The sequence below is a fragment of the Bradyrhizobium sp. 521_C7_N1_3 genome (assembly GCF_052075975.1).
Lineage (GTDB): Bacteria > Pseudomonadota > Alphaproteobacteria > Rhizobiales > Xanthobacteraceae > Bradyrhizobium > Bradyrhizobium japonicum.
This window is the reverse complement of record NZ_CP197232.1, coordinates 7892263-7912163: the sequence shown is the minus strand read 5'-3', so window position 1 is coordinate 7912163 and position 19901 is coordinate 7892263. Positions and strand designations below refer to the sequence as shown.

14 protein-coding genes and 1 tRNA gene are annotated in these 19901 nt (G+C 61.4%); 8 read left to right on the top strand and 7 right to left on the bottom strand.

Features of this window, described 5'->3' with window-relative positions:
• The first annotated feature begins 7 nt into the window (after positions 1-7).
• The 4 genes from AB7008_RS37275 to AB7008_RS37260 all read left to right on the top strand — a co-directional run bounded on the left by AB7008_RS37275 (position 8) and on the right by AB7008_RS37260 (position 1417).
• The gene (locus AB7008_RS37275) at positions 8-151 is read left to right on the top strand and encodes a helix-turn-helix transcriptional regulator (RefSeq protein WP_376707398.1); all 144 of its coding nucleotides are present in this window, start codon (positions 8-10) and stop codon (positions 149-151) included.
• Complete coding sequence (locus AB7008_RS37270) at positions 148-324, top strand: hypothetical protein (RefSeq protein WP_212455315.1); 177 nt, start codon at positions 148-150, stop codon at positions 322-324. The genes AB7008_RS37275 and AB7008_RS37270 overlap by 4 nt, the downstream gene beginning before the upstream one ends.
• Entirely contained in the window at positions 321-665 is a 345-nt protein-coding gene (locus tag AB7008_RS37265; protein WP_212455316.1) for a hypothetical protein, read from the top strand. The genes AB7008_RS37270 and AB7008_RS37265 overlap by 4 nt, the downstream gene beginning before the upstream one ends.
• Positions 666-1000: 335 nt before the next feature.
• A complete protein-coding gene (locus tag AB7008_RS37260) occupies positions 1001-1417 on the top strand; it encodes a hypothetical protein (RefSeq protein WP_441260405.1) in 417 nt (138 codons plus the stop codon).
• 665 nt (positions 1418-2082) lie between these two features.
• On the opposite strand, the gene AB7008_RS37255 is transcribed toward AB7008_RS37260, so the two are convergent.
• Positions 2083-2640: a cytochrome P460 family protein gene (locus AB7008_RS37255; protein ID WP_212455311.1), complete on the bottom strand. Its 558-nt coding sequence runs from the start codon at positions 2638-2640 to the stop codon at positions 2083-2085.
• Between the two features lie 278 nt (positions 2641-2918).
• On the bottom strand, positions 2919-3743 hold the full coding sequence (locus AB7008_RS37250; RefSeq protein WP_212455310.1) for an alpha/beta fold hydrolase: 825 nt from the start codon (positions 3741-3743) through the stop codon (positions 2919-2921).
• A gap of 328 nt (positions 3744-4071) precedes the next feature.
• Here AB7008_RS37250 and AB7008_RS37245 point away from each other — a divergent pair, with 328 nt between their 5' ends.
• Positions 4072-6915, top strand: coding sequence for an ATP-binding protein (locus tag AB7008_RS37245; protein WP_441260404.1), 2844 nt, complete (start codon positions 4072-4074; stop codon positions 6913-6915).
• A gap of 245 nt (positions 6916-7160) precedes the next feature.
• Here the strand turns inward: AB7008_RS37245 and AB7008_RS37240 are convergent, their stop codons facing one another.
• From AB7008_RS37240 to fumC, 3 genes are all read right to left on the bottom strand, one after another.
• A complete protein-coding gene (locus AB7008_RS37240; protein WP_212455308.1) occupies positions 7161-7892 on the bottom strand; it encodes a YoaK family protein in 732 nt (243 codons plus the stop codon).
• Positions 7893-7894: 2 nt separating this feature from the next.
• Positions 7895-9148, bottom strand: a complete 1254-nt coding sequence (locus AB7008_RS37235; protein ID WP_212455307.1) for a threonine/serine ThrE exporter family protein — start codon at positions 9146-9148, stop codon at positions 7895-7897.
• A gap of 76 nt (positions 9149-9224) precedes the next feature.
• Positions 9225-10649 (bottom strand): class II fumarate hydratase, encoded by a 1425-nt coding sequence (gene fumC / locus AB7008_RS37230; protein ID WP_212455306.1) that lies wholly within the window; start codon positions 10647-10649, stop codon positions 9225-9227.
• Positions 10650-10966: 317 nt separating this feature from the next.
• On the opposite strand from fumC, the gene AB7008_RS37225 reads away from it, so the two are divergent.
• Positions 10967-12700 carry an adenylate/guanylate cyclase domain-containing protein gene (locus AB7008_RS37225; RefSeq protein ID WP_212455305.1) on the top strand — a complete coding sequence of 578 codons (1734 nt, stop codon included), beginning with the start codon at positions 10967-10969 and terminating at the stop codon, positions 12698-12700.
• Positions 12701-12872: 172 nt separating this feature from the next.
• Here AB7008_RS37225 and AB7008_RS37220 read toward each other — a convergent pair whose 3' ends face one another.
• Complete coding sequence (locus AB7008_RS37220) at positions 12873-16199, bottom strand: AAA family ATPase (protein WP_441260403.1); 3327 nt, start codon at positions 16197-16199, stop codon at positions 12873-12875.
• A 500-nt stretch (positions 16200-16699) separates the two neighbouring features.
• Here AB7008_RS37220 and AB7008_RS37215 point away from each other — a divergent pair, with 500 nt between their 5' ends.
• Positions 16700-18262, top strand: a complete 1563-nt coding sequence (locus tag AB7008_RS37215; RefSeq protein WP_212455303.1) for a winged helix-turn-helix domain-containing tetratricopeptide repeat protein — start codon at positions 16700-16702, stop codon at positions 18260-18262.
• Between the two features lie 310 nt (positions 18263-18572).
• On the opposite strand, the gene AB7008_RS37210 is transcribed toward AB7008_RS37215, so the two are convergent.
• Positions 18573-18630 (bottom strand) — tRNA-Met (locus AB7008_RS37210).
• A 169-nt stretch (positions 18631-18799) separates the two neighbouring features.
• Between AB7008_RS37210 and AB7008_RS37205 the strand changes: the two genes are divergently transcribed.
• Positions 18800-19636 (top strand): hypothetical protein, encoded by an 837-nt coding sequence (locus AB7008_RS37205; protein ID WP_441260402.1) that lies wholly within the window; start codon positions 18800-18802, stop codon positions 19634-19636.
• Positions 19637-19901 lie beyond the last annotated feature (265 nt).

Here is a 19901-nt window from a genome sequence, read left to right as displayed (position 1 = left end):
CCGCTCGGTGGACGATGAGCCGGCGAAAGGCCGTTTTCCGAAGCGCATTCGGATTTCAAGTCGGAAGTCGGTTTATGGAACGTCAGAAATTGACGCATGGCAGGCCGATCCTGAGGGTTGGCGCGCGCCTCCGGCGGAGGCTGCGGCATGAGCCAATTGCCTTCCACATTCCGGCAGCAGGACGTGACGCGGGCTGTGCGGGCCGTGCGCGCGGCGGGAGAGCCGGTTCGGCGCGTCGAGGTCGACAAGTCGGGCCGCATTGTCATCATCACCGGTGATCCAGACATCGGCGATGAGCCGAATGAGTGGGACAAAGTCCGGTGAAGAAGCGATATCCGAAATACACGCACGCTTTCGTGGACCAGGACAGGACGCCGCGTTTCTATCTCCGCGTTCCCGGCCGGAAGCGAGTCCCGCTGCCGGGGCTGCCGTGGTCGCCGGAATTCATGGAGGCGCGGGAGAGGGCGCTTAATGCTGACTGGGAAGCACCGCCGCTCGGCGCGAGCCGCACCGTCGCTGGGACCGTCAATGCTGCGCTGATCAGCTACTACCAGTCGAGCTCTTCCACGTCCCTGGCAAAGAGCACGCAGGGCAATCGTCGCTCTATCCTAGAGCGCTTTCGGAACGAGCATGGCGACAAGCGAATCGCCATGATGCACACGTAGGCGCTTCAGAATATTGTGAACTCGAGGAAGCCTGCGGCGCAGCGCAACTTCGCTAAAGCGATGCGCGGCTTCATTGACCATTGCGTGCAACTCGGACTTATCAAGGTGGATCCTCTACTGGCGGTAAAGCGCGCCAAGATGAAGAAAACCGGCGGCTTTCACACGTGGACCGAAGACGAAATCGTTCAGTATAGAAAGCGCCATAAGCCCGGCACAAAGGCGCGTCTCGCGCTGGAATTACTCCTGCAAACCGGTCACGCGCGATCGGACGTGGTCCGAATGGGGCGACAGCATGTGAAGCGCGGCAAGCTTTCGATGCGCCGCCAAAAACAGGCGTGCAGTTCGATATCGAGTTGCTGCCGCGATCTTGTCGCGGAGCTGAAACTTCATCCGACATCGAGCAATCGGCGTTTCTCACGACCGAGCTCGGGGAGCAGTTCACCGCGGCCGGCTTCGGCAACTGGTTCGCTGACCGATGCAAGGAAGCTGGCGTTCCAGGTAGGGCGCATGGGCTCCGCAAGGCCTCTGCGATCCATCACGCGCTCAACGGCGCTACTGCTCCTGAATTGATGGCTTGGTTCGGCTGGAAAACCATCACCGAGGCACAGCGCTACATCGAAGAGGCGAATCGTATCCGCCTTGCCGAGAGCGCCGCCAACAAGGTCAGAGCAGGAACAGCAATTGGCAAACCACCGAACCAGTTTGCCAAAGAGACTCGCAAGTCATTGAAAAATAAGAGAGTGAAATCGTGAGTGGCGATCCCAGCAGGGCCCGTAGATTTTGGATTTTTCAATGATTTCGCCACAGGTGGGCGACATTTTCGCTCCACATGATTTCAATGGGTTCCACTGGCTTGTTACCCACTCCTCGAATGACTAGGAAAAATCAGTATTGGTTGATGGCGTCAAAATTGACGGCTTCCGCGTGCACCGGGCATAGTTTTGACCGGTTCGGTTTCGTCACTGAAGTGCAGCGAATCGTCAAGACCGCGCGAGTAGCTACGGTGACAAGCTACAGGTGGCAGCCGCCAAGTTTGCGCGACGTGTGGAAGCGAACAGTCGGGTAGGGCTCTTCGGCGTGAATCAGCCGTTTTGACGGGCGGCTTGCCGTTTGGACCCATCAAGCAGACTGTTCGAGGGCCCGCTCTGACCTCGCATTCGGGCCGTGAGCGGACGCATCTTCTATCCGGCGTAGTCGTTAAGGTCCGGGCCGGTCAAGCTTGGCATTGGTTCGCGCGGCCCCAAGGCTCGCGACGGACTTGGCTAGGTCAGTCTAAGGCATTCTCGTTCTTCAGAAGCCAATCTTCGACCGAGTTCTATTGTGGGTTGCCTACCGACTGCGGCGCATATCCCTGCCTTAAGCTCCGACCTCAATCTGGACGGACCAATAAACCTTGTTAGCTCGCGCTATCCGATACTCACCTCTTTCCGTACTCCGTGAATACGTAGTCGCGGTTCTGCACCACCGTGTGGCACGCGAAGCCGCACTTCGCGTCGTTTTCCTGCGGCGGTTTGGAGGCTGCGGTAGAGGGCTTAAACATATCGGACGCCGCGTCATAGTCGAACGCGCCCCAGCCCCATCCGCCGCTATCCGCGAACCTCTTGCTGTCCTTCACCATGAAATCAACGTCATGCTGCGTACCTGGCACGGACGGCTGACCGGGGTACGCCTCTTGTTTTTTCGGTGTCCAATGAATTTTCGCCATTTTCGCGCCGTCCGGGAAAGGCTTGCCATTGCCGGGCACGCCTTCCTTATAGGCACTGATCATTGCCGGATTCCCCACGATCACAGCAATGAGACCTTCGTTCTCACTGATCGCGATCACCGGCCAGTCCTCGTATCCCCTGAACTCTGAGAACGCGAGCCCATTCGGGACTTGCACAGTGTACTTGTCCTGCGCAGAAATCGCGACACCAGCCGCCAACACGGCGAGCGACACCGAAATACTTAGACGGATCAACGTGCTTCTTTTCATTGTCGCATCTCCTCCCTCATTCGGTTTAGCGGCGGATAACTCCTTGCTGAAAATCGCCTCGTCGTATTGCCTTCTCCGAGGCTTAAGACTGCGCCGACCGTTGGTCGGGTGTTTCCGGCGGACTCAACAGGTATCCGATGGCGGGAACGAAGCTGCGAAAAGGTGCGTCACCTCGACTCAGCCGTAACGTCGAACTTTCGGGTCGCATTCTGAATGACATGATCGGCATTCGTCGCACGTTGATGTTGTCGGAGGTGCTCGAACGTAGGTACCGTAGTTCAGGACTTGATGAACGCCAGTAAATCGCCGTTGATGGTGGACGCCTCCGTCGTCGGCATACCGTGCGGAAAACCCTTGTAGGTCTTCAGTGTCCCTTTCTTCAGAAGTTTGGCAGAAAGGGGAGCCGAGTCCGCATACGGGACGATCTGATCGTCGTCCCCATGCATCACCAGGACCGGGACGGTGATCGTCTTGAGATCCTCGGTAAAATCGGTCTGCGAAAAGGCAACAATTCCGTCGTAATGCGCCTTGGCACCGCCCATCATGCCCTGTCGCCACCAATTGTCGACGACGGCTTGCGAAGTCTTGGCGCCGGGTCGGTTGTAGCCGTAGAACGGACCCGCCGCGAAATCGCGATAGAACTGCGAGCGGTTGCCAGCGACTTGGACCTGAAGTCCGTCAAAAACCTCCTTTGGAAGGCCGCCAGGATTGGCATCGGTCCTCATCATGAGAGGCGGCACCGAGGAGATCATGACAGCTTTTGCGGCTCGGTTTTCCCCATGCCTTGCCAGATAGTGCACCACCTCGCCACCACCGGTGGAATGTCCGACGTGAATTGTATTGTTGAGGTCGAGATGGACGATTAAAGCTGCGAGATCGTCGGCATAATGATCCATATCGTGGCCATCAGCCGTCTGGCTGGAGCGGCCGTGGCCGCGACGGTCGAGGGCGATGACGCGATAGCCGTGATTGAGGAAGAACAGCATCTGCGTGTCCCAGTCGTCGGCCGACAGCGGCCAGCCGTGGCTGAAGACGATCGGCTGGCCCGAGCCCCAATCTTTATAGAAGATGTCGACGCCATCCTTGGTCTTGATGAAAGGCATGATTTTCCTCCCGCGTCGCCAATCGGTTGCGCACGCGTCCCGCAACCCATCCTGAGCTGCAGTTCGATTGCTCTGTGCACAGGGCCGACGTCTTTCGACTTCTGGAAGCCTCTAGGCAATTGCGCATGATTTCGACGTGGCCGATGCTGCTAACATTCGCTCATGAGTAGCGAGATTGCTCGTTGGCCCTTGTTAGATGCCGTTGGCAGTTGCGAGCGGGCGCCAACGCAGACGGCGCGGAACTCGGTAGGCGTCCGAAAGCTGTGGTGACTGACCTGCCGTTGGTCTAAGGTTCAAGCCGTTCAGCGCGGTACCGGGCAACGATGCCATGATCACACCGTCAGCGCAGGACAGCGAGGTTCTTTCGTTCGGGCCCTTCAGGCTGATAGCGAACGAGAGGCGACTGACGAGAGACGGCGAACCCGTTGAGCTGAGTGGTCGTGCGCTCGATATTCTGCTGACGCTAACTTCACAACCGCACAAAATCGTCAGCAAATCCGAAATGATGGCCCAGGTGTGGCCCGGGATTGCGATCGAAGACAGCACTCTTCGTTTCCACGTTGCGCACTTGCGAAAGACGCTCGGTGAGCCGGAGTCTGGCGCTGGATACATCGCAACCGAGCCGGGCCGCGGCTACTCTTTCGTGGCTCCGGTTTCACGGACGGGTGGCCCGTCACCCCAGCCAGAGAGCCTCGAAGGAGGTTTCCGTCACGCCAACCTGCCTGGTTGTCCCACCGAAATGATCGACCGGGAAGTCGACCTTGAGCGCGTGCGCACGCACTTGTACGCTGGGCGTTTCGTCACCATTGTGGGTCCTGGTGGGGTCGGAAAGACAACGCTCGCTGTCGCGCTGGGGCATCGGCTAGTGGAGGCCTTCGCTGGCGCGATTCTGTTCGGCGATCTCAGCATGGTGAGCGACCCGGCCCTGGTGCCAACCGTAATCGCCTCGATGCTGGGATTGTCTGTGCGTTGCGACGACGTGACGCCCAGCGTAGAGGCCTACCTGCGGAACAAGCGGGTGCTGTTGATCCTGGACACCTGTGAACACCTAGTTGAGGCGATCGCCCAGTTTGTTTCGAGGATTTTCAGGGCCGCACCTCAAGTCCACATCCTCGCAACAAGCCGCGAGACGCTCCAGGTCGGTGGTGAGTATGTTCATCGGCTTGAGCCCCTGAAATGCCCGCCTGACGATGCGGTGCCAACCGCGGCAATCGCACGGACGTTTCCGGCGATCCAACTCTTTATCGAGCGTGCCCTGGCGGGTGGTGCCCAGCTAGACTTCTCGGACGCTGAGGCGGCGACCGTCACGCGCATGTGCCGCAAGCTTGACGGGATGGCACTCGCAATCGAACTCGCGGCGCGTCAGGTGGAAGCGTACGGTATCGATCAGACCGCCGCGCTTCTCGACGAGCGTTTGACGCTGTTGTGGGAGGGGCCGCGCACGGCGCCGCCGCGTCAAAAGACCTTGCAGGCCACGCTGGACTGGAGCTTCAAACTGTTGTCGGAGCTTGAGCGGACAGTGCTCCGCCGGCTGGCCGTGTTTGTCGGCCATTTCACCCTCGACGCGGCCCTGGCCGTAGTCACTAGCGAGAACCTCGATCGAAGCTCCGTCTTCAAAGCCATCGGTAGCCTGGTGGCCAAGTCCATGCTCGCGCCGCGCCCGATGGTCGGCCTCATGCGCTACCGTCTGCTGGACACCACGCGCGCATACGCCCTTCAGATCGACATCGAGGAGAGCGACGCCGCCGATCTGGCCGCGCGCCACGCTACCTACTTCCTGCGCTGGTTGAAGCAGAGCGGAAAGGAGTGGCCGACGCTATCGACCGGCGCCGAACGGGTTCCGCATTTCGCCAACTTGGACAATGCCCGCGCCGCCCTCGAGTGGTCCTTCGGTACCCATGGCGATCCCGAGGTCGGGATCAAGCTTGCTGCGGCCGCGGCGCCGGTTTTCCTTGCGATGTCCCTTCTTTCCGAATGTCATCGCTGGTCCGAGCGAGCGCTTCTCGCTCTCGACGATACCACTCGTGGCAGCCGTGTGGAGATGGATCTTCAGGCGGGCCTCGGAATTTCGTCGATGTTAACGATGGCGAACGGCGAACATGCTCATGTGGCGCTCACGAGAGGTTTGGAGCTTGCGGAGAAGTTTCTCGATCCCGAAAACCAGCTTCGCTTCATCGGCCAGCTCCATATGCTTCACAGGCGCGTAGGTAATTTCAATCGAATGCTGGCATTCGCTCAACGAAGCGAGGCGGTCGCCACCGTGGTGGCCGATCCGACCGCGATGGCGACAGCGGATGTGCTGCTCGGAGTTTCCCATCATTTAATCGGAAACCAGGCCGACGCGCGTGCGTACGTTGAGGCGGCTCTCGCGCGGGAGCCCTCCGGCGATCCAGCCAAGGCACGTCACTACGGTTTCCATTACGAACGCGCCCGCATCGTGCTGGCGCGGACTCTGTGGCTCCTGGGCTATCCGGATCAGGCGGTGCGAATTGCACGCCAAACCGTCGGGGAATTGGCCGCGACCGAGCCGGTCACCGTTTGCATTGCCCTCATATGGGGAGGGTCCGTCTTCCGGTGGACCGGCGACTTGACGAGCGCCGACGAATGCATCGATCGTCTGATCTGGTACACTGACCGGCATTCTCTGACGCCATACCGGGCCGTCGGGCGCGGCCTTCAAGGCGAGGTGTTGATCCAGCACGGCGCGATCGAGAGGGGATTGGAGCTGTTGCGCGATGCGTTGGCGACCCTGGATGCGGAGGGTTACCAGCTCTACGCGACCGAGTTCAACAGCTCGCTGGCCCGGGCCCTCGCGATGTTGGATCGCGATGACGAGGCATTGTCGATCATCGACAATGCGATCGCCCAGGCAATGCGGCACGGCGACCTGGCGGTGCCCGAGCTACAGCGCATCCGCGGAGAGCTGCTGGAAAAAGCGGCCGATGAGGCGGGGGCCGAAGATGCCTTCTGTCGCGCGAGGGAGCTGGCCGATCGCCAATCGTCGTTGTCTTGGCGGTTGCGCGCATCGAGCAGCCTGGCTCGACTGCAATTTCGACAGGGCCGACGCGAGGAGGCTCTGATCGGACTCGCTGAAACCTATACCCGTTTCAGCGAGGGGTTCGGTACCGCCGACCTCAAGGCCGCCGATCTTCTGCTGAAAAGCTTCGTTTAGAACAGGCGAGATCGAGGAGGCGCAATCCCCCAGTCCCGAACCGGTCAGCTCTCGCCGAGGTCTAGAATGGCATCGATGAAGGCCTGCGGAGCCTCCGGTGGCAGATTGCGGACGGGCTTCACTCCGATTCCCGAGTAGCCGCCGGTCACGATGACGGACTTGCCCGTCAGGTCGATGTCTTTGATGAATTCGGCCGCCCGTAGTTGCGGCGCCGAACCCCGAGCCGATCGGTGATTGTCGCGTCTTCACCGGAGCGCGACCAAAAGCGCGGCCAGTGCCGTGGGCAGCGACCAGGTCCATTCGCCCATCACGGAGATCGCCGCTGCGGCAATCGCGCATCCGAGCAGAAAGCCGAAGAGAAGATAGATCGACCTTTTCAATCGGCCGTCGTCCGCATTCATCAGCGGGTGGCCGCGTGACAGCGCGTCCATGATGGAAAGGACGGTGTTGGCAAGGTTGCCGGTCATGACGGCCGTAGAGATCGCTCGAGGCAATGCTAGGCGAAGCAAGGCGTACTGACACGCCATGGCGGAGACCGCGATGAGGGCGGCGATGGCGGCGAGGACCCCGTGAGGATGGCTTGAGGGTTTCGCCACCACGCTGAACGCAAGAACCGCGGCAAGGAGGAGGAATTGTACCCCTAGGAGAAGCCGCACGAGTGGAGGGCCTTTTCGGTTGGAATATTCGGCTATCAGCCAGACCAGCGCCATCGCGACCATGAATACGGGAATCGCCAGTAGTTGCGCGGGATTCACCGGGCCACCGCGCACCACGACCGCGCTACCGACGACGAGATTGCCCGTGATGTGTGCGGTGAAGATATTCCCCAGCATGAAAAAGCCCGTAAGATCGACCATGCCGGCGATGACGCTCAGTACCGGCGGAAATCGCTCCTGCATGCGGAGCAAGGTGGCTTCTTCGTCCGGAGTGACGACGGGCGCCGGATCCGCTGCGGACTTTCGAGCGAATACCAGCATCTTCAACCCCTTTGAGCTTGAGCGCGCTGATCAGCGAAGTAGTCGATCATCAGCTTCGGCACGACCAGGCCGAAGCTCATCGCCAGCACGATGGCGACGGCAGTCACCCCGTCGGCGATCGTGCCCCCGACCAGCTCCGAAGTGGCATGGGCCGTGTCGGCGATCTGCGTCAGCCCGCTCATCATCCTGAAGGCGTAGACGCCGGGTATCATCGAAACCACGGACGCGAAACCGATCGCTGCGAACGGCAGATGCTCGCGCCGGGAGACCGGCGTGAGCAGAGATCCGACCACGAGGCATGCTACGAGCGCCCCCGTCGCCACTCCGAAACCGAGCTCGTTGATCGCAACCCAGCGCAGGGCGTGGGCCAGCGCGCCGATCGCGACCGGCCAAGCCAGCATGTTCAACGGGGTGGAGAAGAATACGCTGTAACAAGCTACCGCGGCGCCGGCAGCGATGACGTCGAACCACAGTGGTACCGCCAGCCCTGGCGGGTCGATCGGCAGCGTTTCATTCGTCAGGGTGAGCCCCAGCAGCAGTCCGGTCGAGATAGCCAGCACGACGAGCCCGGCGTACATCAGCCGGGCCGCCCCGAGGTGGATGCGGCCCCTGATGAGGTCGATCGCGCCGTTGAGAATGTGTGGCCCCGGGACCAGTACCATGCAAGGGCACACGATGACGAGACGGAGCGCGGTGCTCAACTGATAGCGCGCCGCCAATCCTCCGATGAGGCCCGCGAGCAACGCGGCGCAGAACGGCTGAACGAAGATGTTTGTGCTGACGCCAGCGAGGGCGCGGCGGAGCAGGCCGCCGGCGCCTGCGCTCGCGAAGATGACGAGCGCAGCAGGCATGTGCTGTATGCCGAAAATGATGGCCAGCGAGACCGCGCCCGCTGCCGCAGCCAAGGCAAAGAGCCACGCGGGTGCCGGCGGCGCTTTGGCGATGACCTCGATACGCTTGTGCGCCGCTTCCGGCGGCAGCCGGTCGGCCACGATATCCGCCACCGCCTGCATCGCCGAAGCGACGCGAGCCATGTCGACCCCGACAGGGTCGGCTGCCGCGTAGGAAATCGACTTGGCCCCGCCGCTCTCCTCGTTCAATTGCAGTTGGCCCCAGCGCGGCAAAAGCTCCGCCTTGACGCCGAGCTTGTAGCCGAGCCGCTGGATCGCGGCGGCGATCTGGTCGGTTGCCTGGCCGTTGACGTAGAGGACCGTAGCGAATGCGAGGATCAGACTGGAGCGCTGCTCACTGGTCATGGCCCCCTCTCTTGGTCGGTATCGCAGGAGCTCGAGGACCGGCCCGCGACCGGTGCTCGCTCGAGCACGGCGTTCTTCAGCCGGCGGCAGATGCCGTCGGTGCGGCCGCCACGTAGGGTTTCACCATCTTGGCGGGATCGACCACGCGGTCGAACTCGTCTTCGTTGACGAACCCGAGCTTGAGCGCCGCATCCTTGAGCGTGAGATCGTTGTCCATTGCGTAATGGGCGATCTTCGAGGCCTTGTCGTAGCCGATCACGGGCGATAGGGCCGTCACCAGCATCAGGGAACGATCGACATACTCCTTGATCTTCTTCACGTTTGGCTTGGTCCCTTCCACGAGGAACTTGCGGAAATTGACGCATCCGTCGCTCAGAATCGTGATCGAGTGCGTGATGTTGAAGATCATCAGCGGCTTGTAGACATTCATCTCAAGATAGCCGCCGGCGCCGCCGAAAGCCACCGCGACGTCGTTCGCCATGGTCTGAACTGCGATCATGGCAAGCGCCTCGCACTGGGTAGGATTGACCTTGCCAGGCATGATGGAGGATCCAGGTTCGTTCTCCGGTATCAATAGCTCGGCAAAGCCCGCCCGCGGCCCGCAAGACATCAGACGGATGTCGTTGGCGATCTTGTAGAGCGACACCGCAAGCGTGCGGATGGTGCCGGACAATTGCACCAGCGCGTCATGCGCGCCTTGCACGGTGAATTTGTTCGGCGCGGTCTGGAACGGCAGACCGGTAAGCTTGGCGATCTCGGCGGCGGCCGCTTCGGCAAAGCCGGGAGCCGAATTGATGCCGGTGCCGACGGCCGTGCCGCCGAGCGCCAATCGATAGACCCCTTGCAGGGCCGCTTCGATCCGTTCCAGGTCGTCCGAAAGCATGCCGGTGTACCCCGACCATTCTTGGCCTAACGTCAGCGGGGTCGCGTCCTGCATGTGGGTGCGACCGATTTTGACGATGTCGTCCCACTCTTTCGACTTGGCGGCGATCGCGTCGCGCAGCGTTGTCACCGATGGAATCAGGCGTTGCTTAACGTTCACGGCGGCGGCGATATTCATAGTCGAGGGGAAGGAATCGTTCGACGATTGCGCCATATTGACGTGATCGTTGGGATGGACGGGCCTATGGCTGCCCAGCGCCGTGCCCGCAAGCTGGCTGCACCGGTTGGAGATCACCTCGTTGACGTTCATGTTGAATTGGGTACCGCTGCCCGTCATCCAGACATGAAGCGGGAACATGTCGTGGTGCTGACCGGCCAGGATTTCGTCGCAGGTCTGGACGATCAGTTTGGACCTCGTGTCGTCCAGCCGCCCACTGTCACGGTTGGCGACGGCGGCGGCTTTTTTCAGGATCGCGTAGCCCGTGATCATCTCGCGGGGGATCAGATCGGTGCCGATGCTGAAATGCTCAAGTGACCGCTGGGTTTGCGCTCCCCATAATTTGTCGGCGGGTACCTCGACGACGCCCAAACTGTCGGTCTCTTTTCTGACTTCGGTCATACGTTGTTCCTTCCTTCGGTTACCTCGCTGCTCACGATGTTGCGCACACAAAAATCATGCGCTCGCCGCGTTGGACCGCGGCGATGGCGTGGCTGCGTTTCGTCCCGATGATACGCGCCAAATCCGGATGATTGCCCGTTGTGAGTTGTTGGAGAACGTTGACTCTTGCGAGTATTCACGGACGGCGCGCACTCGGGAGAGTTTACCGTTTCTGCCCAGCTTGCGTGCTGTCGCTTGAAACTCTATTTCTGTTGGCCGAAACGAAGGACTGTCGTTCTTTCGTAGTGGCAATTGCGGCGAGCGCCCGGGCACGACGCATGTTCCGGAGATCCATCAGGCAGAAGATCGCTGGCATCGCCGCTGGATTGATCGTGCTTGCCGTGATGGCCTCACTGTTGTCGATGGTGCTGGCAAGCCGGGTCGGCCATCTGCTCGACGAGCTCACCAACCGATACATCCCCGCCTATGGGCATCTCGCCCGCGTCAACATTCGCTCGCTGGAGCGCTCGCTTGCGCTCCGGCGCATGGTGATGGCGAAGATGCAGGCGCTGCCGGACGAGGTCGCATACTCGGCCGCGCGCAAGGCCTATGAAGATATCGATCCAGTCCTGACCGGAGAAGCGGCCGCCGCACGAAAGCTGATCGATGCGATCATTCAGGATCCCGACACGCCATCGAACAAAGCCGAACTGGGCCGCATCGACGACCGGATCGACAACGCCATCAGCGACCTGCGCCGGCGCCTCGTCGAGGAGAACGCGACGCTACTGCGGCAAATGAACGAGAGCGATACAGCCGGCGTGAAGCTAACGATGGCCCGCACGGACCAGCTACGCGACGAGTTCCATGCCAGGATCGAATCCATCCGGACCGACATGCTGGCGCAAGTCGCCGCCGCCGCCAATAACGTGATGACTGCACAGAATCGCGCAATCGTCATCTCCGCAATCGTCACCACCATCGCCGGCGTGCTCGGATTCGTGTTCGCGATGCTCGTTGGCAGCGGCATCACACGCCCGGTCATGCGGCTCCTGGAGGGCACGCGCGAGGTGGAGGCCGGCCGGCTCGACGGCAGCATCACCATCACGACGCAAGACGAGATCGGCCAGCTCTCAGCCGCATTCAACCGCATGATCGAGACGTTGCGGCATAACCGGAGGGTCCGCGAAACCTTCGGTCGCTACATCAATCCGCGAATCGCGGAGGGACTGCTCGAGCAGCCGGCGATCGCCGCTGCGGAGGGGCAGCGCCGGCTCATGACGGTGATGTTCTGCGACATGAAGGGATTTACCAGCCTGAGCGAAGGCGTGACGCCGCGCGGCCTCGTCAAGATCATGAACCTCTACCTTGCGACCATGTCCGAGCCGATAAACGCCCAGCGCGGCATCATCGACAAGTATATCGGCGACGCGATCATGGCCTATTGGGGCGCCCCCTTCGTCGAGGAGGCCGAGCAGGCCGATCTCGCCGCGCTTGCCGCGCTCGACATGATCGGATGCGTCGCCGGCTTGCGGAAGGAGCTGCCCGAGCTCCTGGGGGTGCGCACAATTCCGACTGACTGCGACGTCCGTATCGGGATCGCGACAGGCGAGGCGCTGGTCGGCAGCATCGGGTCGCGGCTCATGATGAGCTACACCGTGCTGGGAGACACGGTGAACCTCGCTTCCCGCCTGGAGGGCGCCAACAAATTCTACGGCTGCCGCTGCCTGATCTCGGAGGCCACCGCCGCCGCTTGCGCAGATGCAATCGAGCTGCGCGAGATCGATCGCCTAGTGGCAGTCGGCCAGACGCAGTCTCAAGCGGTCTTCGAGATCATGGCGAGGAAGGGCGAGGTCACCTCGCAGCAGACCCTGCTGCGGCAGCATTACTCGGAAGGACTTGCCGCCTACCGCGAGCGCCGTTGGGGCGATGCGACGCGAGCTTTCGCGGCGGCGCTCGATGCCGTACCAGGCGACGGCCCGTCAATGGCGTTGACGGCGCGGGTGGACGAGTACACGAAGACTCCACCGGCGGCGGAATGGGATGGGGCGTGGCAGATGGACCGTAAGTAGCGTCGCTGACCCGAAGCGGTCATTCTGACGGCATGAAGCGGGATCCGATGCCTACGCTCTGCGCGCCGCCGACTAGCCGCAGACGACACCTGAATGAGATCGTAGACCAGAGGCGTCCCGCCTTGGAATGTGGGCAAGTAGCAGCTCTCCCGCAACGCGCAAGGCGGGACTGTCAGGCCAGGTGGTTGAGCAGCGCCCTGGCGTCCCTCAGGACTGGCGTGTCGAAGCCTTCGGTGAACGAGCCATACGCCGGCGCGAGGACGTCGTGAGCTTCCATGCACTTGCCTTGGTCGCGCCACAGGCGGGCGAGGCTGGTCGCAGCGCGCAGCCCAAACGTCTTCGCACTCTGGCGCTTGGCCACCGCGAGCGCTCGATGATAATTCTGCTCCGCAGCTGCTTGGTTGCCCTGCGCGTTCACCATGTCGCCTCGAAGTCGATACAGCTCGGCTTCACTGGATCGTTCCTCGGTCGTCTCGATCAGCTGCGCAGCCTCGACGAGGCAGTTCCGCCCCGCCTGGAGATCCCCGACCTTGGCGTGAGCCTCGGCGAGAAAACAAAGCGCGCGCGGCGTGTGCACGACAGCTCCGGCACCACGAAGCACCGAGAGCCCTTTCGCGAGCAACGGGATGCCGTCCTGCGCTTGTCCAAGTGCTGTCAACGAGCGACCACGCTGGAGAAGCCCGAGACCCAACCAGAGCGGAAAGCCATGCTCGTTCGAGAGGGACAGCAGTTCCTCCGCATGCCGCAATGCGTCAAGCGGCAAGCCAGCGGCCGCCTCCACTGCACACACCTTGCTCAAGACAAAGGCCACGGTGAACGGATGGTCGAGCGAGCGGGCCTCCATTAACGCCTCGTCGACGCGCGCGCGTCCCTGATCGATGTGGCCCAGAAGCGCCAATGTGACCGCCAAGTGAGCCTGGCTCGCCGCGTGCGGATCGGCCACCGCTATGGCGGCACAAGTCGCGCGAGCGGCGGGATCTCTCAAGCCGTCACACAGCTCAAGAAGGCCGCGTGCTGTCACAAACTCCCCGCGATAGTAACAACTGGCGCCGTGGATATAGCGACCCAGCAGCAGAGTGGCTCGATCGCTTCTTGTGTCGCCCAATTTCTCCATCTGCTCGGCAAGGGATACCGCCAGCTTGTGCTCGGCCCGAACCGAATGGAAGCCCCATTGGAAATAGAGCAGCGGAGCGAGACGATCCGGTCGATCGAACCGCTCCGCGAGTGCTCGCGCCCTGTCGAGGGTATCGGCCACTGCCGGCGCCGAATACCCCCTAGCCGCCATCAGAGCCCGCCCGAGGGCAATCTGCAGGTCGAGTTCGTGCTGCACGGGCCGCGACTCTTCGGGCATGTTCGCCAGCAGTTCGAGACCCCTCTGCAACTGCGCTACCGCTTCCGTCATCGCCGACCGCGCGACCGCCTGCTGGCCGGCCTTGAGTCGATAGCCGACCGCCTTGTCGTTGAAGGCGGCCTCGGCACAATGGTAGGCCATGAGTTGCGGCTGAGCGGCCGCGATTTCAGGGAACTGGTTCTCTAGCGTCGTCGCAACGCGGGCATGGATATGCTGACGTCGACCGCGCAGCATGGTGCTATAGGCTGCGTCCTGCACCAGCGCGTGCTTGAAGGTGTACTCTGCATCAGGCGGGATCCCCCGCTGGAAAACCAGTTCGGCGCGAACGAGCTGCGCCAAGGCCCCATCTACCTGCTGCTGCGGCATCGCGGCGACCGCGCTGATCAGTTCATGCGAGAACGACCGCCCGAGAGCGGCGCCGATCTGCGCCAGCTCGCGGACTGGCGCCAAGCGATCGAGACGAGCCAGGAGCGAGGCGTGGAGCGAAGTAGGGATGGCAAGTCGAGGCACGGGCGCCCTCGCATCGAAGCGGTCACCAGCGTCGGCCAGAATGCCACTGTCGATCACCGCCTTGGTCAGTTCCTCGATAAACAGCGGTACGCCATCGGTCCGATCGATGATCTGTTCGGCGATCTCTTGGGGCAGCGCCTTGCCGCCGGTCACCTGCATGATCATCTCGGCGCGCTGTGGACGCGACAGACGACTGAGGCTCATCAATGTCACGTGCGAGCGCCCGGTCCAGGGCGGCGCCAACTCGGGCCGGAAAGTGATGATCAGCAAGACCCGGAGGGTGGCCACCCGGTCGACGACGAGGTCCAATAAGTCGAGCGAGGTGGGGTCGATCCAATGCACATCCTCGAACACCATCAGCACGGGCCGGCGCGTTGCCAGTCCCTCGAGCTGGGCTAGGAGGACCTGGAGCGTCTTCTCCTTGCGCTTCTGCGGCGTGAGGCTGAGAGGTGGATAGCTATCGCCCGTTGGCACGGACAGCAGGTCCGCGATCAGAGGAACGGCCTCGCTAAGGTCCGCGTTTGCCTCCGTGAGCAACGCCTCGAGCTTGTCCAAACGTTGCTGGTCCGTATCGTCACGCCGGAATCCTGCTGCGCGCTCGAGCTGTGATATGGTCGGGAAAAGTGCACTGTCCTGGTGATGTGGCGAGCAGAAACGGCGCAAGCGGATATGTGGATCATCGCTCAGCCGCTCCACCGCGGTCTCGGCAAGGCGCGATTTGCCGATGCCGGGCTCACCCGATATCAGCACGACCGAACCATCACCACGTTTTGCCTGCTGCCAGCGGCGCATGATCAGCTCGATCTCCTCATCACGACCGAGTAGTGGGGTTCTGGCTACGCGCAAGGCCTCGAAGCGGCTGTCGACCGCGCTCGCACCGATGACTCGCCAGACCGGCACCGGATCGCGGAAGCCTTTGATGGACACGCTCCCGAGAGCGAAATATTCGAAGAGGCCGCCGATGAGGCGGCGGGTGCTGCCGTCGATCACCACTGTATCCGGATCGGCCAGCGCCTGAAGCCGCGAGGCCAGATTGGCGGTCTCACCGACCACCTCACACTGCTGCGATGGGCCGTCCCCGATGAGATCACCGACGATCACCAAACCAGTGGCAATCCCAATTCGTGCTCGCAATCTTACCCCTGGACCGGCATCGAGGCCCGTCACTGCCGCGACCAATGCCAGTCCGGCGCCTACAGCGCGCTCGGCATCGTCTTCGTCCGCCCGCGGATAGCCGAAATATGCGAGCACGCCGTCGCCCAGATATCTTGCAACGAATCCACCAAATTTCTCGATCTCCTGGGCACAGCAGCGGTGGCACGCACCAATGATTTCCCGCAAATCCTCCGGGTCGAGCCTTGTCGAGAGCGCCGTCGAGCCAACCAGATCAGCGAACATCACCGTGAGTTGACGTCTCTCGGCCGAGGTCCAGGGAGTACGCACGGGTCTTCGTCCGGTCTCAGCGATCTCCGCAATCGCGCGCAACATCTTTTTGCGATGGCCGAGCGAGACACCAAGTTTTTCGAGGTCATTGTCAGTCAGTTCGCGCAGAACGCTTGGATCAATGTCGTTCTCGGCAAAGCGCTGCGCGTATTGCCCTAGGCCAAGTGTATCGAGCCACTCCGCAATCTGCTGCATTGGCTCCACCGACTGTCTGATTGACGGCCAGCCAAATTTTGGACTACGGCAGAAAAGTCTATCCCGATCTTTTCAGCATAGCATACTTCTAGCTTGCGGGGTTCGGCCGCGGCTTACCTTCGATTGTTGCCAAATGGTGCAACAGTACTGGTGCCAACTACCAAGCCGCGCATGGCATGATGAGAACAACTCGACAAATAACTGCAACGATATCCGCTATCGCTGGCCAGGGACACATGTCTCCTAGTGGCCCATCAGCGAAGTGGCGCCCCCCCCCCCACACTGAGGTCAGCTTAGTGGGGCGTAGCGGACGAGATTTGCTCACGCTGAGTTCTTCGCCTTTTAACCCATACCGGAAGTCGGGCTCCACGGCATCAGATGAGATACCACGGCTCAAAACCCGCCCAACCATTGGCTTACATTTTTTATATCAGCGGCGTATTCTTTGGGTGTGCGAAGATGCCTTTCTGCGATGGGAGGCTACGTGAGGGGCTGGCAACTTGCGCTATCGCTTCGAGGAGTTCGCATTTGACACCGACCGGCGCGAACTTCATCGCGGGGCGGAGGGCGTTTCCATTGCACCACAGGTGTTCGATCTGCTCGAATACCTGATCCGAAACAGGGAACGCGTCGTCACCAAGGACGAGCTCATCAACGCAGTGTGGAATGGTCGCATTGTGTCCGATGCTGCGCTTACGACCCGCCTGAACGCTGTCCGCGCTGCCATCGGCGATACCGGTGAGGAGCAGCGCTTCATCAAGACGCTTCCGCGCAAGGGCTTCCGTTTCGTCGGAATCGTCCGGGAAGCGCCGGAACCGGTGGACGCAGCAGTTACCGACAATCAGCAAATAGAACTTCATCAACCCAACCTAGCGCTCCCCGACAAACCCTCCATCGCCGTGCTGCCATTTGAGAACATGAGCGGGGATCCAGAGCAGGATTTCTTCGCCGAAGGCATGGTGGAAGAAATCATCACAGCTCTGTCACGCTTCAAGTCGCTGTTTGTCATCGCGCGCAATTCGAGCTTCACCTTCAAGAGCCGGGCGGTCGATATCAAGGAAGTCGGGCGAAGGCTCGGCGTGCGCTATGTCCTCGGAGGGGCCGTTCGGACGGCTTCGACGAAAGTTCGCATCACAGGGCAGTTGATCGATGCGGTTACTGGCGCGCATCTATGGGCGGACAGGTTTGAGCGTGATCTGACCGACGTCTTCTCTCTTCAGGACGAAGTTACCATCGCCGTCGTCTCGGCTATTCAGCCAAAGATGCTTCAAACAGAAATTGAAATGGCGACGCGGCGGCGACCAGAGAACCTCACTGCCTATGACTTTTTTCTCCGAGCGATGCATCAGTATCACCTGACGACCCGCGAAAGTTTGGCCGAGGCGATCAAGCTGGCTCATCGCGCTTTGGAGCTGGACCCGAGGTTCGGTTTTGCGGCTGCATTGGCAGGCGACTGTCATGCGAGCAACGTTGCTCTTGGCTATGCCAACGATCCCCAGTTCGACTGCAAGGAAGCAGTTCGGCTTGCTCGTTTGGCATTGAGCATCGATGATGGTGATCCGGACACACTGTCAAGGGTTGCAGTAATCTTGGCGGGTATGGTCGGGGATAACGAAGCCGAGATCGAAATGGCTGACCGGGCGGTAGCACTCAACCCAAACTCATGGCGTACTTGGAACAACAGAGGCTGGGTCTATATACTGGCGGGTCTCCCAGAGGAGGCGATGCGGAGCTTTGAACGCGCCGTTCGCATGAGCCCCGTAGACCCGCTGCTACACATGACGTTTTTTGGCATTGGGAATGCTCTCGTGAGGCTTCGCCGCTTTGACGAGGCGATTCTACTATTTAAGAAAGCTCTTCGTCACAATCCCTCCTTCATGCCAGCTTACCGCGGCCTTGCGTCCGCCTTCGCCCATCTCGGACGCGACGCTGAGGCGCGAGAGGCGGCCGCGCGCGTGCTTGAGATCGATCCCGCCTTTACAATATCGGCTTGGATGGCCCAGGTCCCCAAGCACTCAACGCTATTTGTTGAGGGGCTTCGGAAAGCGGGCTTGCCCGAATAGCCACTGCGTAGGAGGAACGAGGCGATCGAGTGACTGCTTGTGGCCCTTAGCGGACTTGATTGGCGTCATGACTGACTTCCGCTTTACCAGAGATGGCCGACATCATCGCCAAAGGCAGAGGCTGTTTCCGACGGTCCCTCTCCGTCGGCCGGGGGATCGTGGATGCACTGTCGCATCCACTCATCAGCAGGCGAGCTTGCCTGTCACCCTTGCGAACTGTGCACGAACGAAAAGTGGACGTATCTGGTGCGGTTTCTGGTGCGGTCGTCGCGGTACGGGCAACGAAGATCAAGCAAGATACTGATATTCTTGGTGGACTCGAACCTGCAACCAGACCGTTATGAGCGGCCGGCTCTAACCATTGAGCTACAGGCCATGCGAAAGCGGCCGGAGCTATTGAGTGCACTCCCCTTGTCTGCGCAATCATCTCGCCTGCGGCCAAAATGAATCCACGGCGTTGCCGGATTTAAGTCGCATTGCAACCCAGATCACGGCCAACGCTCGTGGTCGGGCAGGGGCGCAACACCGGGGGTTTCCATGTCCGGTCATTTGCGAATTTGTTTTGCCGCTTTTGTATGTCTTGCCGGTCTGTCGACGACGTCTGCGTCGTCGAACACATTTTCCGCATTCCTCAATGCTGATCCCGCGCCAGCCCCCGCGCCCAGTTCCGCGGAAGTGGAGTGCTTGTCGCGGCCCGGCAAGTCGACCGCCGACGGCCAGCACTGGGTCTATCGGGTGGAAGGCCGGCGCAGATGCTGGTACCAGCGCGCCGAAGGGACAGAGACGGTGAAGAAGTCGGTCCAGTATCGCACCGCGAGACATCGCGTCGCGATGGCCGAAGAGAACAAGACCGCAGCGCGCAAGCGGAAGGCGGTGGTGGATGCGCGCGCGGAGCTGCAGCGCTCCGCACCCGAGGATACGTCTCGGCCGAGCCCGTCCGCGCCCGTGCAGGTGGTTGATGCCGGTCCCGTCCTTGCGACCGGGACCGCGACCCGCGTGTCGCCGGTCCCCCTTTTCAAGCGCGACCGCCTCACGGCCGACGGTATCACGCCGCGCCAGGTCGGCGTCCAAGCTGACGTCCAAGTCGACGTGGAGGCAATGCTGGCCGCCACGCCGGCCGTCAGCGACGTGGTCGCCGATTCGGCGACGCCGCTCGCCTTTTCCATCGCCGACGCCGGCGATGACGGGCAGGCCTGGACCTGGCTTGGCACGCTGCTGATGGTTTTCGGGTTTCTTTCCGTCTTGAGCGCGAGTCGAACCATTCGGTGGGCCGTGCTGCTGCAACAGTTGAGGTCATCGTTCGTTCGCCAGGGGCTGCTGCAGGTCAAAGCGCGACCTCGCGGGGAGGTGGTGCGAAGCGGGCATTCTGCCTGAACCGCACGTTTCGGATCGGCTCGAGGCGTCCGCTTTCGGAGATGATGTGAGGGGGCATGCTGGAGGACGCCGATGCCCCCTTGATCTGGCTCAAAGCCGACTCCCGCGAGATCATGGCTCGCTGACGGTGCAGCTAGGGTCCGTATCCGCCCAGCTGCTGAACGGCTGGCCGTTTGCTTGCCGCTGTTGTCTCAGCGGTTGCGTCGACCAACCGGGGAGCGTCGCCCATGAGTAAGACTTGCTTGCTTGCCGTCCTTTGCGCCCT